At 62.7% G+C, this 26,103-nt stretch carries 26 protein-coding genes and 1 tRNA gene; 16 read left to right on the top strand and 11 right to left on the bottom strand.

From position 1 onward, the window contains the following. Window positions 1-54: 54 nt before the first annotated feature. Window positions 55-127: transfer RNA gene (locus I6E73_RS12365), tRNA-Trp, on the bottom strand. A gap of 529 nt (window positions 128-656) precedes the next feature. On the opposite strand from I6E73_RS12365, the gene I6E73_RS12370 reads away from it, so the two are divergent. The 3 genes from I6E73_RS12370 (at window position 657) to I6E73_RS12380 (ending at window position 4,827) form a co-directional block, all read left to right on the top strand. After that, window positions 657-2,753: a choice-of-anchor G family protein gene (locus I6E73_RS12370; protein WP_197125972.1), complete on the top strand. Its 2,097-nt coding sequence runs from the start codon at window positions 657-659 to the stop codon at window positions 2,751-2,753. A 178-nt stretch (window positions 2,754-2,931) separates the two neighbouring features. After that, on the top strand, window positions 2,932-4,128 hold the full coding sequence (locus I6E73_RS12375; RefSeq protein WP_197125974.1) for a pyridoxal phosphate-dependent aminotransferase: 1,197 nt from the start codon (window positions 2,932-2,934) through the stop codon (window positions 4,126-4,128). Between the two features lie 30 nt (window positions 4,129-4,158). Continuing rightward, window positions 4,159-4,827: a HEAT repeat domain-containing protein gene (locus I6E73_RS12380; RefSeq protein WP_197125976.1), complete on the top strand. Its 669-nt coding sequence runs from the start codon at window positions 4,159-4,161 to the stop codon at window positions 4,825-4,827. A gap of 17 nt (window positions 4,828-4,844) precedes the next feature. On the opposite strand, the gene I6E73_RS12385 is transcribed toward I6E73_RS12380, so the two are convergent. Then, window positions 4,845-5,309, bottom strand: a complete 465-nt coding sequence (locus tag I6E73_RS12385) for a hypothetical protein (protein WP_197125978.1) — start codon at window positions 5,307-5,309, stop codon at window positions 4,845-4,847. Between the two features lie 159 nt (window positions 5,310-5,468). Here I6E73_RS12385 and I6E73_RS12390 point away from each other — a divergent pair, with 159 nt between their 5' ends. From I6E73_RS12390 to I6E73_RS12405, 4 genes are read left to right on the top strand one after another with little or no spacing between them, the layout of a single operon-like run. Continuing rightward, window positions 5,469-6,344: an ABC transporter ATP-binding protein gene (locus I6E73_RS12390; RefSeq protein WP_197125980.1), complete on the top strand. Its 876-nt coding sequence runs from the start codon at window positions 5,469-5,471 to the stop codon at window positions 6,342-6,344. After that, window positions 6,341-7,204 carry an ABC transporter permease gene (locus tag I6E73_RS12395; protein WP_231600915.1) on the top strand — a complete coding sequence of 288 codons (864 nt, stop codon included), beginning with the start codon at window positions 6,341-6,343 and terminating at the stop codon, window positions 7,202-7,204. Before I6E73_RS12390 ends, I6E73_RS12395 begins: the two co-directional genes overlap by 4 nt. Beyond that, the gene (locus I6E73_RS12400; protein ID WP_197125982.1) at window positions 7,205-8,359 is read left to right on the top strand and encodes a sensor histidine kinase; all 1,155 of its coding nucleotides are present in this window, start codon (window positions 7,205-7,207) and stop codon (window positions 8,357-8,359) included. It begins immediately after the preceding gene. Next, a complete protein-coding gene (locus I6E73_RS12405; protein WP_197125984.1) occupies window positions 8,356-8,985 on the top strand; it encodes a response regulator transcription factor in 630 nt (209 codons plus the stop codon). The genes I6E73_RS12400 and I6E73_RS12405 overlap by 4 nt, the downstream gene beginning before the upstream one ends. 59 nt (window positions 8,986-9,044) lie before the next feature. On the opposite strand, the gene I6E73_RS12410 is transcribed toward I6E73_RS12405, so the two are convergent. From I6E73_RS12410 to I6E73_RS12420, 3 genes are read right to left on the bottom strand one after another with little or no spacing between them, the layout of a single operon-like run. Continuing rightward, window positions 9,045-10,178: a UDP-N-acetylmuramate dehydrogenase gene (locus I6E73_RS12410; RefSeq protein WP_197108052.1), complete on the bottom strand. Its 1,134-nt coding sequence runs from the start codon at window positions 10,176-10,178 to the stop codon at window positions 9,045-9,047. Continuing rightward, window positions 10,175-10,582, bottom strand: a complete 408-nt coding sequence (locus tag I6E73_RS12415; RefSeq protein ID WP_197125986.1) for a MaoC/PaaZ C-terminal domain-containing protein — start codon at window positions 10,580-10,582, stop codon at window positions 10,175-10,177. Before I6E73_RS12415 ends, I6E73_RS12410 begins: the two co-directional genes overlap by 4 nt. After that, window positions 10,579-11,025: a MaoC family dehydratase N-terminal domain-containing protein gene (locus tag I6E73_RS12420; protein WP_197108056.1), complete on the bottom strand. Its 447-nt coding sequence runs from the start codon at window positions 11,023-11,025 to the stop codon at window positions 10,579-10,581. Before I6E73_RS12420 ends, I6E73_RS12415 begins: the two co-directional genes overlap by 4 nt. A 486-nt stretch (window positions 11,026-11,511) precedes the next feature. Between I6E73_RS12420 and I6E73_RS12425 the strand changes: the two genes are divergently transcribed. Then, entirely contained in the window at window positions 11,512-11,658 is a 147-nt protein-coding gene (locus I6E73_RS12425) for a hypothetical protein (protein WP_197125987.1), read from the top strand. Further along, a complete protein-coding gene (locus I6E73_RS12430) occupies window positions 11,637-12,059 on the top strand; it encodes a hypothetical protein (RefSeq protein WP_197125988.1) in 423 nt (140 codons plus the stop codon). The genes I6E73_RS12425 and I6E73_RS12430 overlap by 22 nt, the downstream gene beginning before the upstream one ends. Before the next feature lie 180 nt (window positions 12,060-12,239). Here the strand turns inward: I6E73_RS12430 and I6E73_RS12435 are convergent, their stop codons facing one another. Further along, window positions 12,240-14,762, bottom strand: a complete 2,523-nt coding sequence (locus I6E73_RS12435) for an FAD-dependent oxidoreductase (protein WP_197125989.1) — start codon at window positions 14,760-14,762, stop codon at window positions 12,240-12,242. Window positions 14,763-15,029: 267 nt separating this feature from the next. On the opposite strand from I6E73_RS12435, the gene I6E73_RS12440 reads away from it, so the two are divergent. Beyond that, the gene (locus I6E73_RS12440; RefSeq protein ID WP_197125990.1) at window positions 15,030-15,740 is read left to right on the top strand and encodes a GNAT family N-acetyltransferase; all 711 of its coding nucleotides are present in this window, start codon (window positions 15,030-15,032) and stop codon (window positions 15,738-15,740) included. Between the two features lie 16 nt (window positions 15,741-15,756). On the opposite strand, the gene I6E73_RS12445 is transcribed toward I6E73_RS12440, so the two are convergent. Beyond that, the gene (locus I6E73_RS12445; protein ID WP_197125991.1) at window positions 15,757-16,338 is read right to left on the bottom strand and encodes a helix-turn-helix domain-containing protein; all 582 of its coding nucleotides are present in this window, start codon (window positions 16,336-16,338) and stop codon (window positions 15,757-15,759) included. Between the two features lie 90 nt (window positions 16,339-16,428). On the opposite strand from I6E73_RS12445, the gene speB reads away from it, so the two are divergent. From speB to I6E73_RS12465, 4 genes are all read left to right on the top strand, one after another. After that, window positions 16,429-17,403: an agmatinase gene (speB, locus tag I6E73_RS12450; protein ID WP_197125992.1), complete on the top strand. Its 975-nt coding sequence runs from the start codon at window positions 16,429-16,431 to the stop codon at window positions 17,401-17,403. Window positions 17,404-17,414: 11 nt separating this feature from the next. Next, window positions 17,415-17,828, top strand: a complete 414-nt coding sequence (locus tag I6E73_RS12455; protein ID WP_197125993.1) for a nuclear transport factor 2 family protein — start codon at window positions 17,415-17,417, stop codon at window positions 17,826-17,828. 56 nt (window positions 17,829-17,884) lie between these two features. After that, window positions 17,885-19,288 (top strand): cytosine permease, encoded by a 1,404-nt coding sequence (locus I6E73_RS12460; RefSeq protein ID WP_197125995.1) that lies wholly within the window; start codon window positions 17,885-17,887, stop codon window positions 19,286-19,288. 67 nt (window positions 19,289-19,355) lie between these two features. Further along, a complete protein-coding gene (locus I6E73_RS12465; protein ID WP_197125997.1) occupies window positions 19,356-19,994 on the top strand; it encodes a cyclase family protein in 639 nt (212 codons plus the stop codon). Between the two features lie 4 nt (window positions 19,995-19,998). On the opposite strand, the gene I6E73_RS12470 is transcribed toward I6E73_RS12465, so the two are convergent. Further along, entirely contained in the window at window positions 19,999-21,006 is a 1,008-nt protein-coding gene (locus tag I6E73_RS12470; RefSeq protein ID WP_197125999.1) for a Gfo/Idh/MocA family protein, read from the bottom strand. A 162-nt stretch (window positions 21,007-21,168) separates the two neighbouring features. On the opposite strand from I6E73_RS12470, the gene I6E73_RS12475 reads away from it, so the two are divergent. Beyond that, window positions 21,169-22,035 carry a DNA/RNA non-specific endonuclease gene (locus I6E73_RS12475; protein WP_197126000.1) on the top strand — a complete coding sequence of 289 codons (867 nt, stop codon included), beginning with the start codon at window positions 21,169-21,171 and terminating at the stop codon, window positions 22,033-22,035. A 64-nt stretch (window positions 22,036-22,099) separates the two neighbouring features. Here the strand turns inward: I6E73_RS12475 and I6E73_RS12480 are convergent, their stop codons facing one another. Both I6E73_RS12480 and I6E73_RS12485 read right to left on the bottom strand, forming a co-directional pair. Next, window positions 22,100-23,125 carry an epimerase gene (locus I6E73_RS12480; RefSeq protein WP_197126001.1) on the bottom strand — a complete coding sequence of 342 codons (1,026 nt, stop codon included), beginning with the start codon at window positions 23,123-23,125 and terminating at the stop codon, window positions 22,100-22,102. A gap of 66 nt (window positions 23,126-23,191) precedes the next feature. Continuing rightward, window positions 23,192-23,767: a TetR/AcrR family transcriptional regulator gene (locus tag I6E73_RS12485; protein ID WP_197126002.1), complete on the bottom strand. Its 576-nt coding sequence runs from the start codon at window positions 23,765-23,767 to the stop codon at window positions 23,192-23,194. Between the two features lie 71 nt (window positions 23,768-23,838). Between I6E73_RS12485 and I6E73_RS12490 the strand changes: the two genes are divergently transcribed. Continuing rightward, window positions 23,839-24,879 (top strand): zinc-binding dehydrogenase, encoded by a 1,041-nt coding sequence (locus I6E73_RS12490; protein ID WP_197126003.1) that lies wholly within the window; start codon window positions 23,839-23,841, stop codon window positions 24,877-24,879. Between the two features lie 6 nt (window positions 24,880-24,885). On the opposite strand, the gene I6E73_RS12495 is transcribed toward I6E73_RS12490, so the two are convergent. Continuing rightward, window positions 24,886-26,085, bottom strand: coding sequence for an MFS transporter (locus I6E73_RS12495; RefSeq protein ID WP_197126004.1), 1,200 nt, complete (start codon window positions 26,083-26,085; stop codon window positions 24,886-24,888). Window positions 26,086-26,103: the final 18 nt, after the last annotated feature.

The following is a 26,103-nucleotide window of genomic DNA, read 5'->3' on the forward strand; positions in this document are numbered from 1 at the left end:
CTTCCGATACTTCGGCTTACTCGACCCGCTCCGTTTCTCACAGAGAGGGACTTGCAGGGCGGACAGGACTCGAACCTGCAACCTGCGGTTTTGGAGACCGCTGCTCTACCAATTGAGCCACCACCCTTTGCAAGAGATCGAAATCTCTTACCCACACTTTCGCACAAACACTACGACACATCCACATTGAGAAGTGAGGAGCAGGCGCGCGAAAGTATGGCAGTTATCAACAACCTGAACAAGTGTACGTCATCCTGGGCCGTCCCGCAGTGCCCACTCCCCCTGTAGAGAGATCAATACAGAGAACCAGCAGAAATGGGCGGCAATTCGCCCACTTCTTCACCCGCCATTTGGGTCTCTCAGAAAAAGTTTTCAAGAAAGTTTGAAAACCCGCGTCATAACCGAGGGGGGTCTCAGTCTCTCTATGCAAGCAGGGCAAACCAACCCTTCTTATTCGGGCAACACCAGCAACACCAGCACCACCATTCGGGCACCACCACGCGAGACCTCACCATCTCGCCGCATAACTCAAAAACAAGCACCACCACATGGGCAAGCGAAGCTGAGATCAGGCAGTAGTTCGTGGCACAACCCTCAGGTTGGCCTCATCGTCGTATCAGCTTCCTTATCCGAACAGGATCAGGAAGGTACCAGTCGTGTTTACACAACACATCCCGCGCACTGGGAAGCCAGTCGGGAACACCAAGCACACCCCAGCAGTCCGTTTCGGAGCGGCTCTGGGAACCGTAGCCCTCGTATCGGGCTTCACTCTTATTGCACCCGTTGCAGCAAGCGCAGAGGAGACCACCGGCGCCTCCTATGCTTACGCAGAATTCCTTTCCGGCGATGTGCTCGGAACGGACCTCGGCAATGTTGCGGGTCTCGGCCAGGTAGTCGCCACCAACAACGGCAATCAGGCACGACAGGTTCACCGCGATCCCCTCACTGTTGACGCTCTCGGCGCAACCGTGCTCAACCAGCCAGGCGGCCTGCAGCTGCCCCTTCTTGATGTAGTGGATGCCGGAGTCGTCAACCAGTACGCCGAAGCCGACAAGAACGGCGAATCATTCGCTTCCACCGGAGCCATTCAGGATGACGGCGGAATCGGCATCGGAAACGTTGCTTCCGGCCCCGCCGGCGACCTCACGCTCGACCTCGACAGCCTCCTCAACAATGAGTTCACTTCGGTGCTCACCGACCTGAAGCTCGACTTGGACGCCGTAGCCGCTCGCGCCGATGGAAACATGACATCGGCATCCGGGGACTACACCCTCGCCGACGCAACGCTCAGCTTCTCCAGCCCCGCCATCAGCAAGCTGACCAGCAAAGTCACCTCTGCGCTGAGCGGCGTTGACAGCAAACTGATCAGCTTGGGCGGCGATAACGGCGCTCTCGGTAACTCCATCGACGGCATCCTCGACCCTGTTCTTGGAGTGGTCGGCTCCTCGGCCGACGTCAAGGTCGTTGTTGATGCAGACCTCGACAAAGCCGTGAGTTCACTGCTCAAGGGCAGCTACGGCAACGGCGGCGTCAGCTTCAACCTCGAAACTGGCGCAGTCATGGTTGACCTCGAGACTCTCCTCGGCAGCGACCTCAACGATCTTCCGCCGAACACGGAGCTGTTGACGGATGCTGTCGTCAACAAGATCCTCAACGGCATCAGCGAAACCGTAGCCACTCTCGCCGACGACATCGTTGATCGCGTCGAGCTGGCTCTGCGCGACGCCAACGTTGAGGTGTCGGCGAAGCTGAACCTCCTGACCGCACAGGACCCCGTGCAGAACACGGTGTGCCGCGACATCCGCGTACCGATCATCGGTGACATTCTCAACGGAGACTCGACGGGCGGCGGGCTCGTCGGCGGACTCCTCGGTGGGCTCACTGGCGGCCTCACAGACGGTGTCACGCAGGGCATCATCGGCTACACAACGGACACCGTGTGCGACCTCGTCGACACTGTTCTTCCCGACCTCCGCAGCACCGTGGACGTCAGCATCATCGGAAACGTTGACGATCTCATCAACGGCACCGCAGCCTCTGCGAAGGCGAACATCTCGCTGCTCGGTGGAACGGTCAAGACCGGCCTCAACGTTAAGACGCTGATCGGCAGCCTCGGCCAGAGCCTCAACACGTCGCTCTTCTCCAACGGCGGAGTAGTGACCTCGCTCGTCAACAGCCTCAACACCGGCCTCGTGAATCCCGCTGTCACCGGCCTCCTCGGTAACAACTCAGTAGCGACAGTGCTCCACGATCTGGTCTCCATCAAGGTCAACGTGCAAGAGCAGTGGACATCGACCGGTGCAGTCTCGGGTGACATGTTCAGCGAAACCGCAGTGCGCGTGTCCGTCGGATCAGGGCTCACCACAGCGGGGCTCTCCAGCGCCGGCGGCCTCCTGAACGGTGCACTCGGCCAGGCAACAGCGGCCCCAAGCTTCGCTTCGACTGGAGTTGCAACACTCAATGTGGCTCGCGCCGTTGTTGGACCCAACGTTCAGACCGTCGTTGATCCTGGATGCACCGAAAACTGTGGAACCGGCGGAGACCCCGATGGCGACCCTGACCCCTGTGTCGGTATCTGCGTCGTTGGTGATTCGGACTTCCTCGACCTTCCGACCTATGCCCTCGGTGGGCAGCTCGCATACACCGGTGCCGGTGTTGCGACGCTCCTCGCCCTCATCGTCGCGTTGTTGGCAGCGGGTGCCTACTTCGCGCGTCAGGGTTACCTACGTACACACCCCAAGTCCGAGCTCTAGGACTGCGTAAGTAACCTCTAGCGGCCGGAGCTTATCGTCCCCCCAGGATCACAGCTCCGGCCGCTTCCCTCTGCCCCTACCGCGTTCTCGCGGTAGGGGCAGTCTTCTGCGCCAGCGCTGCTCTCGCTGGGTAGGCAATCTCTGGGCATCCGCCCTTCTGAAGCCATACACTTGAAGGGTGACCTCACCTCGCCTCTCCGCCAGAATTTCCGCCATCGCCGAGTCAGCCACCCTCAAGGTGGATGCCAAGGCCAAGTCGCTTCTTGCGGCAGGGCGGCCCATCATCAGTTATGCGGCTGGCGAGCCAGACTTCGCCACTCCCGCGAACATTGTGGCTGCGGCATCCAGGGCAGTGCTCGACCCCAAGAACCACCGCTACACGCCAGCAGCCGGCCTGCCCGAACTGCGTGAGGCCATCGCCGCCAAGACGTTGCGCGACAGCGGCCTTGAGATCGGCATCAATCAGGTTGTAGTCACCAACGGCGGCAAGCAAGCCGTCTACCAAGCTTTTGCGACGCTCGTCGATCAGGGCGACGAAGTCATCGTTCCGACCCCGTACTGGACCACCTACCCCGAAGCGATCAAGCTCGCCGGTGGCACCATGGTCGAAGTTTTTGCTGGCGCAGACCAGGGTTACCTCGTGACCGTGGAACAGCTCGAAGCCGCTCGCACCGAAAACACCAAGGTGCTGCTCTTCGTTTCGCCATCGAACCCCACCGGTGCCGTCTACACCCCCGAGCAGACCAAAGCCATTGGCGAATGGGCGCTCGAGCACGGCATCTGGGTGATCAGCGATGACATCTACCAAAACCTCGTCTACGACGGAGTGCGTGCCGTCTCCATCGTCGAGGTTGTTCCGGCACTCGCGGACACCACCATCCTCGTCAACGGTGTTGCCAAGAGCTACTCGATGACCGGCTGGCGCCTCGGCTGGATGGTCGGCCCCGTCGACGCCATGAAGGGCGCTGCGAACCTGCAGTCACACCTCACGAGCAACGTCTCCAACATCTCGCAGCGCGCTGCCATCGAAGCCCTGACCGGCCCACAGGATGCCGTGGAAGAGATGCGTGTGGCCTTCGACCGCCGCCGCAAGCTCATGGTCTCCGAACTCAACAAGATCGACGGCATCAACTGCCCAACACCCCAGGGCGCGTTCTACGTGTACCCGGATGTGTCCGGCTTACTGAACCGCGAATGGGACGGAGTCACTCCGACCACAAGCCTCGAACTTGCCGACCTGATTCTCGAGAAGGCCGAAGTTGCGGTCATCCCGGGAGAAGCGTTTGGGCCAAGCGGTTACCTCCGCCTCTCCTACGCCCTCGGCGACGACGCCCTCCTCGAAGGCGTGCAGCGCTTACAGAAGCTTTTTAGCTAACCGAACCGCCCTCGGGGCGGTGGAGGAACTATGGATGCGACACCGCCGCTCGATGCGGCAGGCCGGTTGAACGTAGCCCTCACCGCCGCGCTTCCCTCCCAACGGCTTCAGGCTGCCCTCTCCGCCGGAACGCACCCGAGAGACGAGTTCGTGCGCGTGCTGCTAGAGCGGTGCGCGATCGAACCCGACCTCAACGTTCGCGAGACGCTCACGTGGGCGCTCATGCGGCATCCGTCGTCGATTACCGTGCCGCTGCTGATTGCCGAAACACGATCCGCGACAGCGCAGGCGCGCAGCCAAGCGCTGCACACTCTCTCGAAGATCGGTGACCCCGCCGGGTGGGAAGCGATCACCCCTGAGTTGCTGAACGACTCGGCTGAGGCGGTGGCCCGCACCGCGTGGCGCGTTGCAACGGTACTGGTGCCCCACGGTAGCGAAACGAAACTTGCGAGAGCGCTCGTGGCGCACCTCGGTCGGGGTGAGCGCGAAGCCCACATGAGTCTCAGCCGATCCCTCGTGGCACTCGGGGAGCACGCCGCCGCGCTGCTGAACGACATCGCCGAGAACGGCGCAGGCGATGAGCGGCTTCACGCCATGACCACGCTGCTGCTGTGCGAATCTCCCGACGACGGCTACGAAGCGGCGCTATTCGACGCGGAGTTGCGGGTGCTGTTGGCGGATGCCGGCGCGGGCGAATAGCCTGCCGTGCGCCGTTACTAGCGTCCGGGAAGCTCGATCGTCACGGTGGTTCCGCCGTACCCGTTGGCCTGGTCCCGACCCTCGATCGTGACCTCGGCGATGCCCTCAGGGATTTCCACTCCCGGCTGGGTGCGGGTGAACGGTTGCTCGGCGGCGTGATCGTGGGTGAGCGTGTGCTCACCGAGCACCGTGCCATCGGGGGCGAGCACGCGCCATCCGTCGGCATACTGCTCAGGAGTGTCGTACGGCGAGCTGATCGTGACCGCGAAGTCGAAAAGATTGGTGCCCGTTGGCGAGACGCTCACGTCTTCCACATCAGGGAAGAACGTGGCGGCGTCGGCGCTTGAGCTGGCTGGCGGTGTTGTGCTGAGTTCAGACGTGTTGCTCGAGGTGCTCGCAGCGGAGCATCCCGTCACGGCGAAGGTGACGGCGAGCGGGAGCGCCGCCAGAGCGGAGGTTCGGGAGCGGGCCGGCGTGATCATGGTTCGACGGTAGCGGGACAGGCTGAATGTCACCGCCACGCTGCGCACCAACACCGCGCATCAACACTGCGCACCAACACCGCGTATCAACCGATCGGTTGATAGACCTCTAACCGTCTGCACCTGTCGCAGCTGGGCCAGACAAGCGACGATAGAAGCATGAACACCACCGCTCCCGTCGTGCAGGTCGAAAATCTGCGCAAAACCTACGGTTCGTTTGCCGCTGTTGACTCCGTCAGTTTTGAGATTCAGCGCGGCGAGACCTTCGCCCTGCTTGGTCCAAACGGTGCAGGCAAGTCGACCACGATCGAGATTCTCGAAGGCTACCGGGATCGAACCGGTGGCTCGGTGAGCGTGCTCGGCGTCGACCCCGGCAAGGGTGGCCTCGACTGGAAGGCGCGCCTCGGCATCGTGCTGCAGTCAAGCGGCGAGAGCGGCAACGTCTCGGTGCGCGAACAGCTCACCCACTTTGCTGGTTACTACCCCCACCCGCGCGACGTCGAAGAAGTTATCGCTTCAGTCGGTCTTGAAGAGAAGGCTGGCAAGCTGATCCGCAAGCTTTCGGGCGGACAACGTCGACGAGTGGATGTCGCGCTCGGCATCATCGGAAGCCCCGAGCTGCTCTTTCTCGACGAACCAACCACAGGCTTTGACCCCGAGGCTCGTCAGCAGTTTTGGCAGCTGATTCGCTCGCTCAAGGCGGACGGCACGAGCATCCTCCTCACCACTCACTACCTCGACGAAGCGGCCCAGCTGGGCGACCGTGCCGGAGTAATCGCGGGTGGAAAAATGATCGACATCGGCGCTATCGACGAGATCGGCGGGCAAGAAGCGCGCACCCCCGTCGTGCGTTGGCGCGATGCCAACGGCAAGCATGAAGAGCGCACGCACACCCCTGGCGCTGTCGTGGCATCCCTCATGGCGTCTGGCGCAGAACCGGCCGGGCTCGAGATTGTTCGCCCCAGTCTGGAAGACATCTATCTGCAGCTGGTCTCCGACCACGCGCACGCACGCGAAGTGGAGAACGCACGATGAGCACGACAACAACACCGACGGCCCCTGCTGCCAGCGCGCCGAGCTTCGGTCTCGGAATCGGCCGCAGCCTCAGGCTCGGGTTCAGCCGCATCAAGCTCGAAGTGCGTAGCTACTTTCGCCAGGGCGACTCGGTCTTCTTCACCTTCCTCTTTCCTGTCGTCATGCTCACGATCTTCGCGGTTGCCTTCAGCGAGCAGAACTTCGGGACCGAAGAAGAACCACTCACGGCAGCCGCCTTTTACCTGCCAGGGATGATCGCCGCGGGTCTGCTGCTGAGCGGCCTACAGAACATGGCGATCGACATTGCTATGGAACGCAGCGACGGAACGCTCAAACGTCTGGCCGGAACACCCCTGCCGGTGATGAGCTATTTCATTGGCAAGATCGGGCAAGTCTTTACGACCGGTGTGCTGCAGGCCACTCTCGTGATTCTGGTCGCGAGCCTCGCCTTCGACGTCGAACTGCCGAGCGAACCCAGCAAATGGCTGACGTTCGCGTGGGTCTTTGTGCTCGGTGTTACAACATCCGCCGTGCTCGGTATTGCACTGAGCGGCCTCCCCCGCAGCGGCAAGAGTGCCACTGCCGTCGTCATCCCCGTCGCGCTCGTGTTGCAGTTCATCTCCGGCGTGTACCTCGGCTTCTCGATGTTGCCTGAGTGGCTGCAAAACTTCGCCAGCATCTTCCCGCTCAAGTGGATGGCACAGGGGATGCGCGAAGTGTTCCTGCCGGCAAGCTTCGAAGTGATGGAGCAATCTGAAAGCTGGAACCTGCCAGGAGTCGCCATCGCCACCGGCCTCTGGTTGGTCATCGGTCTCATCGTGACGCGCATCACGTTCCGCTGGATCCGCAAGGATAGCTAAATGGGTTTCGCGCGTTGGATGAGCATTGCTGTGACCGTCACCACGGCGGTCATGGCAGTGCTCATCGCCGGCTCCGGTGGCTATGGCCCCGGTAGCCGACTCGGTGCTGCGGTGGCCCTCGCCGCCTTCGCTCTCGCCTGGTTCACGCTCGGCATCCGCGCGAGGGACAACAGCATCATCGCCGTCATCTACGTCGGTGTGCTCGTGGTCACCGTGGGTGCTGCCGTCGCCTTCATGCCGGTCATGGCCACACTGCAATCGCTGGCCTATCCCCTCGTCTGGGTGCTCGCCGAGCGCACGCGAAACGCCATCATCGGCAACGTCGCCCTCGCCCTCTCTGTCGGCGTCGGCTTTCTGATCAACATGGGCCTCAGCGCGGATGCCCTGCTCTACAGCAGCACGATCGTCGCCCTCTCGCTCATCTTCAGCCTCGCCCTCGGCCTCTGGATCACCCAGATATCTACCCTCAGCGACCAACGCCACGACCTCGTACTCGAGCTGCACTCCACCCGCGACGAACTCGCCGCCATCAGTCGGGATGCCGGAGTCTCCAGCGAACGAGAGCGGCTCGCCCGCGAAATCCACGACACCATCGCGCAAGACCTCACCGGACTAGTACTCGTTGCCCAAAGAGCTAAGCGCGAACTCGACAACAACCACCCTGCCGCTGCAGCCGAACAACTCGAGCTCATTGAAGACAGTGCCCGCGCAGCACTTGCGGAAGCGCGTGCACTTGTCACGGCATCCGCTCCGGTTGGCCTGACGGGTGACGGCATCACAAGCGCCCTGAACCGATTGGCCGAGCGTTACAGCCGCGAAACCCAACTGACTGTAACCGTGGATGCCGAACAGCTGCCCGCGATGGCCCGCGAAACCGAGGTGGTTATGTTGCGCTGCGCTCAGGAGGCTCTCGCTAATGTGCGCAAGCATGCTGAGGCCACTCGCGCGACGATCACAGTCTCTGCTGATGATATGGGGCTGACGATTTCCGTCGCCGACGACGGCGTAGGCTTCGACCCCACCACCGCTCACCCCGGTTTCGGCCTCGAGGGGATGAGCGAACGTTTGGCTCTCGTCAACGGCCGTCTCGACGTTGATAGTTCGGCCGCCGGCACCACCGTGCGTGCCACCATTCCGAAGGAAGTTATTGCATGATCCGTGTCGTTGTTGCCGACGATCATCCGATCGTCCGCAGTGGAATCGTCGGCCTGCTGGGGTCGGCGGATGACATCGAAGTCGTCGGAGAAGCCAGCGACGGCACCGAGGCGGTTGCCTTGGCCACGCAGCTCTCCCCCGACGTTGTGCTCATGGATTTGCGCATGCCCGGCCTCGGAGGCGCAGAAGCGACCGCGCAACTCGTGGCCGCACGCCCCGACGTCCGCGTGCTCATCCTCACGACCTACGAGTCTGACGAGAACATTCTGACCGCGATTGAGGCGGGAGCGAGCGGCTATCTGTTGAAGGCGGCACCGCAAGAGGAGATTCTGGCCGGGCTGCGTTCGGTCGCGCGCGGCGAAGTCGCTCTGGCTCCATCGATTGCGGCGCTGCTCGTGAACCGCATGCGTGAGCCGGCGAAGGTGACACTGAGCGACCGTGAGACTCAAGTGCTGGCACTTGTGTCGGAGGGCAACAGCAACCGAAAAATTGCCGCAGCTCTGTTCGTGAGCGAGGCGACCGTGAAGACACACCTCATCCATGTCTTCGAGAAGCTCGACGTGAAGGACCGTACGCGGGCCGTCACGAAGGCAATGGAGTTGGGGCTGCTGCCTCGCTCGCATTAGCGCGCCTGAGTGAGGCGAGCCTGGCGCGTGAGCGCAGGTTGTGAGGTGAGTTGGGCGAGCTAGGCGAGTTCGACGCCGACGCCAACAGGTTCTGGCTGCAGGTAGATGCCGTAGCGGCTGAGTACGCACGCGCCAATGTACCGGGCGAGTTCTGCAACTTCGGCAGCGTCCGCGCCAGTGCGATTGACGATCGCCAAGCTGTGTTTCGTCGACACGGCGGCTCGTGAGCCTGGCAGACGAAAGCCCTTGTTCACGCCCGAATGTTCGATGAGCCAGGCGGCGCTGAGCTTGACCAGGCGCGGCTTGGGCGCGGGTGGCGGGGCAGGTTCTTCCCCGAGCGGAACAGCAACGTCGGTGACGGGTTCGTCCTCGATAACCCAGCGTGGGGCATCCGCGGGAAGCCCTCTTGCGATGTGCTCTGGCACGATCGGGTTGGTGAAGAACGAGCCACAACTGGCGGAGTCTGGTTCGTTGGGGTCGAGCACCATTGCTTTGGAGGCGCGCAGGGCGAGCACGGTGTCGCGCACTTGTTGTACGGGCACTCGGTCGCCGATGTTGACACCGAGCGCGGTCGCGAGCTGTTGGTACTGCACGGTGCTCTCGGGCGATGCCGCGAGGGTGACGTACACGGCGAGGACAACGCCGGCGCGCCCCTCTTTGATCACCGAGTTGCGGTAACCCAGTTCGAGTTCGGCGGTCGTGAGGTGAACGAACTCACCGTTGTCGTAGTCGAGAAAGTCGATGCCATCGAGCACGCTGGCGACTTCTTGACCATAAGCGCCGATGTTCTGAATGGGGGCTGCGCCTACTGAACCGGGAATGCCGCTGAGCGCTTCGAGCCCAGCCCAGCCCCGTGAAACGAGCTTCGCCACGAGGCCGTCCCAGGACTCGCCGGCTTGCACGCGAAGGCTCAGCGAGGTCTCGGTTTGAGAGACGAGTTGGATGCCGCGTGTTGCGATATGGATGACAGTGCCGTCGAATCCTTCATCGCTGATGACCATGTTGGAGCCGCCCCCAATGAGCAGCCATTCGTCGCCTCGTTGCCACACGTCTCGCACGTTCGCGATCAGTTCTTGCTCGGTGGCGGGGCGCAGCAGCGTGTGCGCTGGCCCTCCTACCTTGATGGTGGTGAGGTCGGCGAGCGCCACGTTGTATTGCGGCGGTGTGCTTTCGCTGGGGGCGGTGTCGGTCATTTGTTGAGTTTGACCCTCACTTGCGACTTGCCGAGCACGGTTTGGTTAGCGGCGCTGACGGTGAGGTCGATGCGCGTCACGTCGTCTTCGATGGCGCCCACTTTGGCGGAGACGGTAACGACGACGCCCCCATTGCCGTCGACGACGACGGGGCGAGTGAAGCGCACACCGTATTCGACGAGTTCGCCGCGGTCGCCCATCCAGTCAATGACGGGTTGCACAGCGAGGCCCATGGTGAGCATGCCGTGGGCGAGTACGCCGGGGAGGCCAACGGAGGCAGCAACGTCATCGCGGTAGTGGATGGGGTTGAAGTCTCCGGATGCTCCCGCGTAGCGCACGAGCGAGAAGCGGGTGAGGGTGATATTGCCGGTGATCAGTTCTTGGCCGACGACGAGGTCGCTCATTCTGTGCCTCTCATGACGAGTACGGAGGTTGCGGTGACGACGTGCTCGCCTGTGGCGTCGCTGATGGCGGTTTCGGCGGTGATCATGTCGTTGCCGCCGAGCGACTTAATGCTCGTGACGGTGAGGATGGCGGTGAGTTCGTCGCCGGCGACGATGGGCCGCGTGTAGGTGAACTTTTGTTCGCCGTGCACGATGCGCGAGAAGTCGATGCCGGTGTCGGGGGCGGCCAGGAGAAGGGCAAGGCCTGCCTCTTGGATGACGACGGCGAAGGTGGGCGGTGCTACGACATCCACAAAGCCTGCTGCTTTCGCGGCTTCGGGGTCGTGGTTGAGCGGACTTTGAGCGAAGACGGCGCGCGCAAATTCGCGTACTTTTTCTCGCCCGACGAGGTAGGGGGTCGTAGGCGGGAAAACCCGGCCTTCTAGTTCTTTATTCACTGGCACGGTGTCCAGCTTAGGCAATGTTGGCGATACGCGCGTGGGTGAGATTGGGGTTGTGTTTGTGGGCCGGCTTATTGCGGCGGGATTGTGTTGCGGGCGGATTGGGTTGCGGCTGTTAAATGGGTGAAGCCCCGGTGACCGTGAGGTCTGCCGGGGCTTCAGAAATTCTGTGAGGCGTTAGCTCAGTAAGTTTTTACTGGCAGCTGTCGCACTGCAGAAGATCCATTGGGTCGACGGGAATTGCATATCCGCCAACGGTGTCGTTTTCGTTATCCATTCGATCCTCCTTAAAAGTCTGCTAGAAGTTTGCCGACGGTTTGTCGGAGATTTCACTATATATGGGTAATGACACCCATGTCATTACCCCAGATGTAGTGTCTCGGCGTGTCGGCCAACTTTCTTTAAATCTACTCTCACCCGCTGACATTTGGCCGCAACTTCAGATTGCAGCCAAGCCGCGCTGACCGCTGTCCCGCCTAAAATTGCCTCATGTTGTCGTGCGAAGATGCCCTACCTCAGCGCCCGCGCCGTGTTCTCGTGGCAGGAGTCTCTGGCGCGGGAAAGACGACTCTCGCTCTGCGGATTGCCGACACCCTCGCGATTCCGCACGGCCCGTGCGGGCCGAACACGTCGTGAAGTGGGCGATCTCAACCCGCAAGAAGTATCACACCGAGATTCCCGCTCTCGTGCGGAAGCATCCGAAGCTCGTCATTGTGCGGCTGCGTTCCCAGCAGGAGGTCGAACGCTGGCTAGCAGGCACCCTCAGTATCAGCATCGATGTAGTGCAGAATAGGTCAACCGATAGCGAAAGGAACCTCATGGATTCACACACCGACCTTCCCCCCATCGAACGCTGGTGGCCCGAACTGAGCATTCCGGCGAAGCATGCGATTCAGGAGGATCTTCACGGCGAGATCAGCGCGTCAGTGCTCGAAGAAATCGAGACGCTTTCGGGGAGCACTGTTCCGGCTGCGCCCCAGCACCTCAACGACGACGAGCGCGCTTTCATCGCCACCCAAACTGAGATCGTCGACTGAGCCAACGCTCCCCTGGCCGAGTTGATGGATGACTTCGAATTCTCCGTTGACGCTCTAGCAACGAGAAAACAGCACCTAGCCTTGCGATAAATGCGTAGTACCCGAGATGTGCGTCACAGGCGGCGACATCGGATGCGGGGAGGACCCGCGAGTGAGAGTGTGTGGACAACCAACACGCGGCTAGATGAACAGCGTCGTCGTGGATTCAGCTGCTTCTCCAAGGAACGTCGCGACACCGCCAAGTTCGACACCGTCGATGAGGTCTGATTCGGCGATGCCGAGCAGGTCCATCGTCATGGTGCAGCCGATGATGCGAGCGCCGCCCGCCATCGCCGATTCCATGAGCTCAGGCAGCGAGTGCACACCGTTCTTCTTCATGGTCTTCTTGATCATCGCGGTGCCCGCCCCCATCATGTGCATCTGCGAGAGCGTGAGCTTGTCGGCTCCGGCGGGCATCATTCCGGCAAAGAGTTTGTCCATCGCCTTACGCTGACGCTTCGGTGGCTTCTGCTGACGCAGCGCGTTCAGGCCCCAGAAGGTGAAGAACATCGAAACCTCTTCGCCCATCGAGACCGCACCATTGGCGATGATGAACGCGGCGATCACCTTGTCGAGGTCGCCCGAGAACACCACAAATGACACCTTGGGTTTCGCAGGGGCGGCAACTACTCCTCCACCGCCAGCGAGCAAGAGTGCCTCGGGACCAGCCTTGCGGATGGTGGCCACATAGCCTGGCCCCTCCGGTTCGATAGCCAAGAGTTCGTGACCGTTGCGACGCACCCACGCGGGGGCATCGCTCGCGAAGCCGGGGTCGGAGACGTGCACCACGATCTCGTCGCCCAGGTTGAGCCCCTTCATCTCGGTGGCAAGCTTCATGATGGGCCCCGGGCACGCGAGGCCCGTGCAGTCCAGGTTTACTGAGACGCCCGTGCCGTTCGCGACGTGGGCGGCAACGCGAGCCGAGTTGAGCGCTTCAGCGGCTTCGGCGTACGACGTTTCTGGTTCGATCGGTCCGTCGGTGTCGGGCTCGACCTCATGCCACGCTCGGAACGTTTCGGATCCGCCCGACAGTGTGGCGACATCCGTAAATCCCAGCTGCACGAGGATGCGGTACGCCAGGTAACTGCGGAAACCGACGGAACAGTAGAGGCGCAGGCCTACTGACCGGTCCCAGTCGACCGTGTCGGTGCGGAGGGTTGCGAGCGGCACATTCTCGGCGCCGGGGAGGTGGAAGATGGAGAACTCTTCTGCAGTGCGCACATCGATAATGCGTGCACCGTCGGTGGCGTGGGGGTAGTCCTGCGCGTACCAGAGGTTGAGGTCGCCAAGCAGTACGTTGCTGGCGACGAAGCCAGCCATGTTGACCGGGTCCTTAGCCGAACCAAACGGCGGGGCGTAAGCGAGCTCGAGTTCTTCAAGATCCCAGACGGTGAGGCCAGCACGAAGCGCGGTAGCGAAGACATCGAGGCGCTTGTCGACGCCATCGAAACCGGTGACTTGAGCGCCGAGCACCTTTCCTGTGTCGGGCGCAAACAGCAGCTTGATGTGCATCATCGCGGTGCCCGGGTAGTAACCAGCATGACCGGATGGATGCACGTGCACGGCCCGGTACGTCACTCCCGCTGCCCGCAACTGGCGTTCCGTCGCGCCGGTGCCACCCGCGACCATCTCGAAGATTTTCACTATCGAGGTGCCCTGAGTGGACTTGTACTCCGTGTCGCGGCCGCAGATATTCTCAGCTGCAACGCGCGCTTCGCGGTTAGCTGGCCCGGCAAGCGGAGCGAGCCACGACCCCGGCAACACCGCGTTCGGGGTTTCAACCGAGTCGCCCGCCGCCCAAATGTTCGGGTCAGACGTGCGCATATGGGTGTCGACGGCTAGGCCGCCATTCTCGCCCAGATCGAGACCGGCATCCCGGGCAAGGCCAACACTGGGGCGGACTCCGACCGACAGAATGACGAGGTCCGCTTCGATAGTGGTCGAGTTTGTGAGTTCCACCATGACCCCTCCGCCGGTGCGCGGCGCGAACGCGGCAGCCCCCGTCGAGAGGTGAAGAGCGATTCCTCGGCTGCGGAGGTGGTGTTCTACGGGAACCGACATCTCGTGGTCGAGAGGCGGAAGAATCTGGTCGCTCAGTTCCACGACATCCACGAGCGCACCACGGTGCTTCAGGTTTTCGGCCATCTCAAGGCCGATGTAGCCCGCACCGATCACGACGCAACGCACGGGACCGCGAGCGCCACTGGCCGCCTTCTCAAGGTCAGCATCGAGTTCGGCTTTGATGGCATCCATGTCGCCTATGCGACGGAGGACATGCACCTCGGGAAGGTCGATACCGGGCAGCGGTGGGCGGATGGCTTCCGCCCCCGTGCACAGGGCGAGGTTGTCGTAACTTTCGACATATTCACGCCCGGTGTCGACCTCGCGTACCGAAACGGTTTTGGCCTGGCGGTCAATCGCAGTGACCTCGTGAGCGATACGCACTTCGATGTTGAGAGACTCGCGCAGGCTCTCGGGCGTCTGCAGAAGCAGTCGGTCTCTCTCGGTGATGACTTCACCAATGTGGTACGGCAATCCGCAGTTTGCGAACGAGACGTGATGACCGCGCTCCAGCACGACAATCTCTGCACTTTCATCGAGCCTGCGAGCGCGAGCGGCGACCGATGCGCCTCCAGCGACTCCTCCAACAACGACCAACTTCATGGGATGCCGTGCCTTCTGCGGCGACCTCTGGGCTGTGCCTTTCACAGTCCATCAATGCACCGCTATATAGCCAACGCTACTCCTCTCCCTCAGGCCGTGCGGGAGTACCGGGCGCTTGTCGCGAGGTGCGATCTACCCACCCTCACTGAGCAATTTTCCACAGGCCAGTAGCGGCATCCGGAGGACCATTTGCTAGTCTGCGAACCTGCCGCAGCGGCAGCGCAACGACAGCCCAGCGGCCTCGTCGCGGCATCCGAGAGGGTTCGCATGTATTCACCGATCGTCTTCGACTACTGGTTGCCGACCTACGAACGCGAGCCCGCATTCGACGAGTTGTATGTGGTGCGGATCGCCGAATCGCTTCCCACCAACACCGCAGTCACGCTGCTGGATGTCGCCGAAGGGCCCAGCATCGTCAGAATGATTCCCACTTTTGCGGAACGCCTCGACCTCGTTGAGGGGCAACGCGTTAGCGGCCAGCAATTGCGCTCAGATCTCGACGCCGCCGGAGTCGCTCTCAACGGTGCAGATCAGCTTTTCTATTTACCCCGGCATGCTCAGGATGTGCTCCGCGCTGAGGTGACTCCTGAGACAACGCGCCAGCTGACTGGAGCGGATGCGACAGCATTCGAACAGTTCACTGCGGCCGTTCCGGAAAGAGAATTAGACGAGGCCTTCGTCGAACTCGACCATTGGCTCGTGTACGGAACCTTTGCCGACGACCGCCTCGTCGCCGCCTCCAGCATGTACCCGTGGCAAGGATCACAGCTTGCGGACCTCGGCATCGTCACCCTGCCCGATTACCGCGGTCGAGGGTTCGCCACCCAGACCGTTCGCGCCATCAGCGCCCACGCCCTCGGCGGAGGCTACGAACCGCAATACCGCTGTCAGCCCGACAACGTTGGGTCTGTGGCAGCGGCCCTCGCCGCAGGCTTCACCCGCTTTGGGCAGTGGGATGTCGTGCCGCTGAACGACTGACGTGCAGCGCGCGCGGCTATTCTCCGCGCCAGGTAGCCGGCACGATTGTCCAGATGACTTCGGCACCGAGTTCGGCATCCGCTTCCCAGTTGTGCGGTTCACGGCCCGGGAACGTGAGCGAGTCGCCTGCCGCAAGCGGAATTTCGCGGTCCACGAAATGTACGGTCACCGCACCAGAGATCACGTGGAGGACTTCGACTTCGCAACTGATCGTGTAGAACGCATCCCCACCGTTGGCGGCGGGTTGCATGTGGGTGCGGATGACTTGAACGCGCGATTCGTTACGCGGGGAGATGAGCCGCTCATCCACTCCTTGACCACCGAGATTGATGTGCGGGGCATCCGCCAAAGAAATTTTTACTGCTTCAGGTTCGGCGAAGAGTGACCCGATTTCGAGTGAGAGAACTTGGCACAACTGCACCAGCGTCGCGACGCTTGGGGAAGTCTCGTCGCGTTCGAGCCGACTGAGAAAACCCTTGGTCAGCCCAGCAGTTGTGGCGATTTGTTCGAGGGTGAACCCCTGTGCTTTGCGGGCGCTGCGGATGCGCGCCCCGATGGCGAGCGCTTCGGCACTGGGTGAGGGCGACAGGGGTCTCATGGCTCTACTCCATCACTTACCGGGGTTGACGAGGCGCACCTCTGGGTTTACTGTGAGTTCACGTTTACTGCTGATTATCGAAAGTTTACTATGACGAAACCTATTGTTGGCCCGGTCGATGCAAGTATTGTCCCTCGCTTTGCCGGTATCGCCACATTCGCTCGTCTGCCGCGCATCGAAGATGTCGAGCACACCGACATCGCGATCGTCGGCATCCCTTTCGATAGCGGAGTGAGCTACCGCCCCGGTGCCCGCTTCGGTCCGGCCCACGTGCGAGAAGCATCGCGTCTGCTGCGCCCCTACAACCCCGCGCAAGACGTATCGCCGTTCGCGGCCCAGCAAGTGTCGGACGCCGGCGACATTGCCGCAAACCCCTTCAGCATCGACGACGCCATCCTCGAAATCGAGGCCGCCGCCCTCGACCTCGCAACCCGCGCCGACCGCATCCTCACCATCGGCGGCGACCACACGATCGCACTCCCCCTCTTGCGCGCCGTCACCAAGAAGCACGGCCCCGTCGCTGTGCTCCACTTCGACGCTCACCTCGACACCTGGGACACCTACTTCGGTGCGCCGGTTACTCACGGCACCCCGTTTCGCCGGGCATCCGAAGAGGGTCTTATCGACCTCACCGCGAGCATGCACGTCGGCACCCGCGGCCCGCTCTACAGCGCCGAAGACCTCACCGACGACAGCCGCCTGGGCTTCGCAGTCGTCACAAGCGAAGACATCGAAGACGACGGAGTAGCCGTCGCGATCGAGCGCATCCGCGACCGCATCGGCGACAAGCCGCTCTACATCTCTATCGACATTGACGTTCTCGACCCTGCGCACGCACCGGGCACCGGAACCCCCGAAGCCGGCGGACTCACGAGCCGTGAACTGCTGCGCATTCTTCGCGCCCTCGCTGACAAGAACATCGTTGGCGCCGACGTCGTCGAAGTCGCCCCGGCCTACGACCACGCGCAGCTCACGGCCGTTGCCGCGAGCCACGTCGCCTACGAGCTGCTGAGCGCGATGGCTCCCCGCGATAACCAGACCCCGACCGCAACGCCCGAGAGCTAGAGGAGCGCACCATGAGCACGACAACCCCGCATCAGGATGACGTGCTCAGCGCAGCATCCGCCATCGTTGACGCTTTTAGGGCCACCGACGGCGACCAGTACTTTCGCGGCTTCGCGCCCGAAGCGACCTTCATCTTTCACACCGAGCCCGCTCGTCTAAACGACCGTGCCGAATACGAAGGCCTCTGGGCTGGCTGGGTTGAGGGCGGCTGGAAAGTACTCGACTGCGAATCGTCGGATGCCTCAGTGCAGTCGTTCCCCGGCGGCGCTGTGTTCAGCCACACCGTTTTCACTCGCGTCGACACCGGCGACGGCGAAGACTCCTACCGCGAGCGCGAAACCATCGTGTTCCGCCTCGACAATGATCAGCTACTGGCCGTGCACGAGCACCTTTCGCCCGTGTCCGCCGCCGCCGCCGCCGCATAACTATCTGACTACCCGAACACTCAACCCAACCGCACCCTACTGAGGAGACAGCAGCAATGTCGCTCTATTCCCGTCTAAGCAAACACACTCAAGATCAGTCCGATGGCGGCAAGCCCGTCAAGGGCACCTACTCACTGCTGCGCATTGGAATGATTTGGCTCGCAGCCAACCTCGTTGTCACGACGCTGCTCACGGGAACGCTGTTCGTTCCCGGCGTGGACTTCGCTACCGCGTTTCTCATGATCATTCTCGGAACCCTCGGCGGAGCCATCGTGCTCACCGCCATCGGAGCCATTGGCACCCGCACGGGATTGCCGACCATGGCAATCACCCGCGGCGCCTTCGGAACGCGCGGCAGCCTGCTGCCCGTCGCCGCCAACGTGATCGTGCTTATGGGCTGGAGCTGGGTGCAGGCGATGCTCGCGGGCGTCACCGTGAATTTTATGGTGGAGAGCGCTACGGGATACTCCAACCCCATCCTGTTCTCCGTTCTCTGCCAGAGCATCGTCGTAATTCTCGCGATTTTGGGCCACGAAGGTATCTCCAAGATTGAGCCGTGGCTTGCCGTTCTCATTCTCGGCATCATCGCGTGGGTCTTCATCGCCGCGTTCACCGCATTTGACCTTGGCGACTTCCAGGCTGTTGCCCCCGATGAGAGCCTCGGCTTCACGCCGATCATCGTGCTCGACATCGTGATCGCGACCGCCGTCTCGTGGACCGTGCTGTCAGCCGACTTCAACCGTTTCGCCCGCACCACCAAGGCTGGCGTGATCGGATCGGGCATCGGCTACACCGTCTCGACAGTGACCGCGATGACGCTCGGCCTCACCGCCTTCGTCTACGTGATCCTCAAGGGCGACGAAGCCGCTGCGTTCGACCCCACCACGATCGTCGCCGCCTTCGGTGCACCGCTCGCGATCATCATCTTCCTTTCGGTGATGGCCACGAACACAATGGTCGTCTACGGAATGGTGACCTCGGTCGTCAACGCCAAGGTCGGTAGCCGGCTGAAGTTCCTGCCGACAGCACTCATCCTCGGTGGTATCTCGATCCTCGGCTCGACCTGGTTGCAGTTGCTCAACCAGTTCACCGACTTCCTTGTCGTCATCGGTGCCTTCTTCGTGCCGGTGTTCGCGATCATGATCGTCGACTACTACATCGTGAAGCGGGGCGCCTACACGAAGGACATCCTTGAGGCTCGAGGCGGTCGCTACTGGTACAAGGCCGGCGTCAATTGGTTCGCCGTCGCCATCTGGGTCATCGGCGCCACCATGTCGTACGTGTGGGCCTACGTCTGGCCGCTGCCGATCGGTGCCACGATCCCCGCGTTCGTTCTCACCTTCGTGCTCTATCTTGCAGTCATGCTTCCTGAGCGGAAGCGTCACGAAGCCGTTCGCAGCCAGCACCTTGCTGACACTGCGGATGCCGACGTGGATGCCGCCGCTCGCCCCGTCGCCTAACTCGCGCCGTCGACTAACTCGCCACGTCGACTAACTCGCACTAGCCTCACCAGGAATCAGGTACCCCATGCGCGAACTGAGCCACCCCATCACCAGTGGAATGCAGGTTTACCCCGGTGACCCTGCGGTCTCAGTCGATAGCGCACTCAGCGTGGAGCAGGATGGCGTTGACGTCAGCCTGCTCCACCTGGGATCACACACCGGCACTCACCTCGACGCCCCGTCGCACACCGTCGCCGGCGGCCGCACGACAGCGGCAATCAGCCTTGACGAACTCGTCGGCGAAGCGCTTGTCGTGCACCTCGCTGGGCAGAAGCCCCACGCGCTCTATGACATCGACGAGATCACGGCAGCCCTCGGGGAGCTTCCCGCCGCTGTGCCTGCCATCGTCATCATCAATACCGGATGGGCTCAGCACTTTGGTTCAGACGAAGCGTTGAATCATCCCGCGATTGCTCCGGATGCCGCAGCTGAACTCTGGAGCCGTGGCATGCGCTTGCTCGCCGTCGACACCCTCAGCCCCGACCCCACGGGCGAAGGCTCCACTGATTTTCCGGTGCACGAGATTGTGCTGGGCGGCGACGGCCTCATCGTGGAAAACATCACCGGCCTTGAGGGACTGCCCGAGCGCGTGCGCGTCGGTTTCTTCCCGCTACCGATCGATGCCGACGGTGCACCCGTGCGCGCGGTCGTTCTCAACGACTAACGACTCAGTTGGAGATAGCGGCAAGAATCGTGTCGCAGAGCGCCATCGTGCGCACGTTATCCGCTGCCGACGGGCTGAGCTCTTCGGTGCCCTGCAGCACTCCGAGGAAGTGTTTCATCTCGCCGATGTAGCCACGAAGATAGAGATCTTTGAGGCTTCCGGATCCGGGAGAGTTCGAGACGTCGAACGTGACGGACCGCTCAGCGAGGGTTTCACCCGGCCCGGTGCCGGCACCAGCTACTTCGCCCGTGAGCACCTGGATGCGGCTCAGGTCGGAGACGCGCACAACCCCGTTGGCGCACGTCACACTGAGCGCTTCGGCCTCGCGCGACCACGCTTTCGCTGAAACGAAGTTCAACGATCCGATGACTCCGCTTTCGTGGCGGACCTGCACGATAATCGCGAGTCCGTCGCCGACGCTGTTCTGCATCGCCGACACGTCAACCACCTCGCCGAATACGTCGCGCACGAGATCAATCAGATGGATGACCGCCTGGGTGATGAACTCGACAGGCGTGAAGTCAGGCTTCCACGCGGCGAAGCCGAACTCGCAGGCGTAGGAGATGACCGGGCCCTGCTCGGTGTCTTCACCAATGAGGGTTTTCAGCTGGGTGTAGGCCGGGGCGAAACGCTTCATGAATCCGAGCATCACGGGCACACCGGCATCCGCTGCAATTTCGGAAATTTTTCGGGCTTCGGCCTCGGTTGACCCGAGCGGTTTCTCGACAAACACGGCGACGCCCGCGCGAACACAGTCGGCAACGACGTCAGCCTGCAGGTGTGGCGCAAGCGACACCACAATGCCGTCGAGGTTCGAGGCTTCGATCAGCGCGAGGTGGTTCGGGAAGATGGGATGGATGCCGCGGGCTTCAGCCTCAGCGACGCGGGCAAGATTGCGCTCCGCAACACCAACCAGAGGAACGCCCGTCGCGGCAAAGGCGGGATAAAGGTTGAGCGAGGAGTGGAGGCCTGCGCCGACAAATCCGATTCGGGGCTGTGCAACGGTCGGCATAGTTCCTCACCTCTTCTGTGCACGAGTGGCACTGCCCCATTGTCTCCCACTCGCGCGGCGGCGCGGCCGCGATGGGAGCTGTGGTGTGCGGGTGTGCGCTGGGTGGTGCGCGCCTCCGGAATTGTCCGGCTCAATGTCAGGCGCGGCTGCTTCACTACCTCCATGGATGCCGCATCGCTCAGTTCCGACGGGTACGACGCTGACTTCTTGGGTGTTCCCGTGCCGTTTCCTTCTCCGGCCTCAGGAGCCCCGATTCGTGAGTTGCCCTACACGCATTTCACGGTAAATCTGGATCCGCTGCGGGGGCTCGCCAGCGCGACCGGCGTGAATATCGATGGAGATCAGCTCGTTGATGTGGGTCGCGGCAATGACTGGCATCTGGATTCGCGCATCCCGGAGCAGGAGCAGACCGGCGAAGCGGTGTACGCCCGCAACGATCTCGACCGCGGGCATCTTGTGCGGCGGCGTGACCCCGTGTGGGGTGACGGGGCGACTGCAAGCCAAGCGAATTACGACACGTTTGCGTTCACGAACGCTGCGCCTCAAGCTGCGGGATTCAATCAATCGAAAGAGTTGTGGCTCGGTCTCGAAGATCACGTATTGGAGTACGCGCGTACGAACCGAAACCGCATCAGCGTATTTACAGCGCCAGTGCTCGGCGACGACGATCCGGTGTACCGAGGTGTGGGCATCCCGCAACTGTTTTGGAAGATCGCCGCGTGGGCGACGACGACCGATGGCGCCGTCGAACTTCGCGCCGCCGGGTTCGTGCTTGACCAACGCCCTCAGCTAGCTGATGTCGATCTCGATGAGGCACGCGCCCAAGCCGTCGCCACTGGCGCTCCCCCACCGTTGGGGCCATTCCGCACCTTCCAAGTGCCCATCGTTGAGATCGATGAGATCGCCGGGCTGACCATGGACGCGCTCAGCGCGGCGGATGTACTCGAGCCCGTGGCGGCAGCGAGCGCGGAGGGCGACCACGAAGCGCGGTGGGTCGAGTTGAGCTCGACCGAGAGCGTGCGGTTGTAGTGCATGCCGCGTTAGTCGCCAGCAGCGCTCAAGCACCCGTGAGCACGTCGGACCGAAGTCGTTCCTAGGAGTGAGAGCTGCCGCCCGCAACATCGGCAATGGCACCCGCGAGGTCGGGATGCTCGAACGTGAAGCCCGCCTCGGTGAGAGTGCTGGGCACCACCCAGCGGCTCTTGAGGATGAGTTCGGGTTCGGTTCTGAGCACCCACATCGCGGGCTCGAGCATCCAACGCCAAGCGGGCAACCCGAACGGTGCACCGACTGCGCGCCGCAGGATGCCCATGAGGGTGCGGTTATCGGAGGGATGGGGGCTCGCGAGGTTGACGGGGCCGGCGATGGTGTCGGTGTCGCGCAGAAAGCGGATCGCGCTGACGACATCGTCGAGATGAATCCAGCTGAACTTCTGGCGCCCGCCCGTCTTGTGGCCTGTGGCGCGACCGCTGCCGGTCGGCGTCGGGCCGATGCCGCGGTACCGGTTGTGACCGAACCACCAGCCGTCGATTTGCGGGCCGCCGAGGCCGACGCGCGCAAGGCGCAGCAGCAGGTTGGTGGCCGGGCCATCACCCAGCACGATCGCCATGCGGAGGGCAACGCGGCGCGTGTGCGGCAGGTCGCCTTCGAAGAATTCGTTCTCCCAGTTGCGGGCAACATCCACCGAGAAACCCTTGCCAAGTTCACCGTTGTCGTCGCTGTTGGGGCGGTCGATTGAGTGGCGGTAGATCGTCGCTGTGGAGGCGTTCATCCAGGTCGCCGGCGGGGCGGATGCTGCAGCGATTGCCGTGCGCAAGGCCCGAGTCGTCTCCACTCGCGAGCGCAGAATCTCGTTGCGGTTCTTCACGGTGTAGCGGCAGTTCACGGATTTGCCGGCGAGGTTCACGACGATCGCTGAGCCGTCGATGAGCTGCGCGATCGCGGTGGGATCGTCCCACGTGACGGCGGCGCTGCGGCCGATGAACCGTACGTCGTAGCCGTCGTCGCGGAAGGCGTTCGCAATCGCTGGCCCGACGAAGCCGCTGGCCCCGGCGATCACCGCGATCGGCTGCGCTGACTGCGCCGCTGTCGGTTCCGCTGCCGCTTGCTCCGCTGCCATGACGCCCCCATCAGCCTGAAATTTTCTCAGTCCAGCCTATCGAGTTTGCGTGCCGCACTCCCGCAGCTAGGACTGCGCTGGCACCGCAGCTCGCACGAGCCCGCGCGCCAATTCGATGCTCACCGCGAGGGTGTCGAGCGAGAGCTGTTGCGTGACGAGGGCGCCCTCGTGCAGCACCAAGAGTTGAGTAGCGAGCGTGTCGGGAGCCGAGCATCCGGCCGCCGTGGCGAGCTCAAGGAACAGGTCGATCAGCCACTGCTTCTGTTTCGTCGCGACGACGTGAGCGGGATGAGTCGGGTCGGGCAGTTCGGCGAGGGCGTTGATGAAGGCGCAGCCGCGCGGGTTGTTCTGGTTCCAGATGCGCTGGGCTTCGAGAGGGGCGAGCACTGCCTCGATCGGTGACTCGGCGGCGGCGATGGTTTCGCGAACCAGTAGCTGCCAACGCTGTTCACGCTCTTCGAGGTACGCGACCACGAGCTGATCCTTGGACCCGAACTGGTTGTAAAGGGTGCGCTTGGTCACGCCCGAGTGCTCGGCGATGAGGTCGACGCCAACCGCCGTAATGCCGCGGCTGTAGAAGAGGTCGCCGGCGGCATCCAGAATGCGCTGTCCTGCAACTGACATCGGTTTCGTCTCCGACATTCGACGCTCCTTTACCGATCGGTGTACTGTAGGTCTAGTTCACCGATCAGCATACCCACGAGGAGACTCCCATGGACGTTCCCGCCACCATGCGCGCCGTACAGCTCACCCAGCACGGAGGTCCCGAGGTTTTACGCGTGACCGAGGTGGCGACGCCTTCCCCCGGCGTTGGCGAAGTGCTCGTGAAGGTGAGCGCCGCAGCCCTCAACAACACCGATCTCTGGACCCGCGAAGGCGAGTACGGCCTGCCGGGCCCGCGCGCTGGCTGGCGTGGTCCGCTCGACTTTCCGCGCATCCAGGGAGCGGATGTTGCCGGCCACGTCGTCGCTCTTGGCTACGGCGTTGACGCGAACGTGCTCGGCTCTCGCGTGGTCATCGACCCCGCTATCTACGACGCGGACGAACCCGATGCGAACATCACAGGACTCATGGGCAGCGAACGTGACGGCGGCTACGCCGAATACGTGATCGCACCGGCCGACCGCATCCACGATGTGACCGAGTCACCCCTCAACGACGACCAGCTCGCCGCCCTGCCTATCTCCTATGGAACGGCGCTCGGCATGATCGAGCGTGGCCGCCTGCAGTCGGGGGAAACGGTGTTGGTGTCGGGAGCATCCGGTGGCGTTGGCGTTGCGCTCGTGCAGTTGGCGCGCGCCCGCGGTGCTCGGGTGATCGCGATCAGCAGCGGTTCCAAGATTCAGGCGGTTCGGGATGCCGGCGCCGACGTCGTTGTCGACCGCGCGACCGACGTGGCCGAGCAGGTGCGCGCCGCCGCCCCTCACGGCATCGACGTCGTTCTCGATGTTGTCGCCGGAGACCTCGTCCACGGCGGACTCCCCCTATTGCGCAAGGCCGGCCGCTGGGTCGTCGCCGGAGCCCTCGGCGGTCACACTATCGGCTTCGACGTGCGCGACCTCTACCTGCACAACCGGCAACTCATCGGCTCCACGATGCACACCCCGGAGCACTTCGAGCTGCTTATGGAGATGGCGCGGCGGGGCGAAATCACACCTCTCGTCGCGGCGATCTTCCCGCTCGAGGAGGCTGCCGAAGCCCAGGAAGAACTCGCTCGCCGGGCGCACGTCGGCAAGATTGTGTTGCGCCCATAGCTGACTTTAGGGTTTGCGACCGCTGAGCATCGCGCTAACAACAAGCAGTAGCAGCGCACCCAGCGCTATCCCGCCCATCGCGGCGGGTACACCGCTCGCCTGAATGAGCACTCCTGCGAGCGCACTGCCGGCGGCACCGCCAATGTTGTGACTGGTGTTCACCCACGTCATGGCTGAGTTCTGCTGGTGCTCGCCACCCGAAGCGTGCGCGGCAACATAGGTGACGATCATCACAGGAGAGAAGAACAGCCCGGCGACAACAAGCACCGCGCTGACCGCGACCGCACCCGTGACGATGGCAACGAGAGAGGTGCTCGCAAGAAGCACAACCGAGAGTACGACGAGCTGCCTAGCCGGCGAGCCAGGCAGCTTCAGCGCGCCATAGAGGAGTCCGCCGAGCGCACTACCTCCGGCGAACAAGCCAAGCGCGATTCCCGCGGCTGCCGATCCGCCATAGGTTGCCAGCGCGACCGGCACCGCAACACTGAGTGATCCCGCGACGCTTCCCGCGATGAGTGCCGGCAAGAGAAGACCCACGAAGCGAGCATCCAGAATCAACGGTGTGAGCTGTGGAAGCTCACGGCCGCCTGCTTCCGGATGCGCATCGCGCGGCCTCATCGCCCCGACTGCAGGAGTAGCAACAAAGATGAGGCCACCCGCGAGCACCAACACCGCGGGAATGATGAGCGCCACCCCGGGGGCGATGAACGCCAACGCGAGTCCGGCAATGGCCGGGCCTACGAGATAGAGCAGCTCTTCCACGACGGCGTCGAAACTCAAGCCTTTCTTGAGCAGCTCGGGGTTCGGGGTCAATGATCCCCACGCCACCCGCATCGTCGGTCCAACCGGCGGGGCAACAACCCCCGCGACCGCCGCAAGAATCACGAGCTGCAGTCCCGGTCCGCCAATCAGTGACGTGGCGGCGAGCACACCGAGCGTGGCGCTGAAAAGCACCACCAAAATGGTGAGAACTCGACGAGCACCGAAGCGATCGATTAGTGATGCACGTACGGGCGCGAGCACGCTTGCCGTCGCTCCATACAGCGCAAGGGCAGTGCCGGCGAGCGCAACAGAACCTGTCGCCTCCACCACCGCATAAAACAGTGGAAGCAAAACCAAAGCGTACGCAGAACGACCGATCAGGGCGGTGCCAAAAGTGAGCGGCACCTGAGGCAGGGAAAGCGCGTCGCGGTAGCGAGTAGTCACAGGCTGGGGCATCCGTTT

The sequence above is a fragment of the Salinibacterium sp. SWN248 genome (assembly GCF_015864575.1).
GTDB lineage: Bacteria > Actinomycetota > Actinomycetes > Actinomycetales > Microbacteriaceae > Rhodoglobus.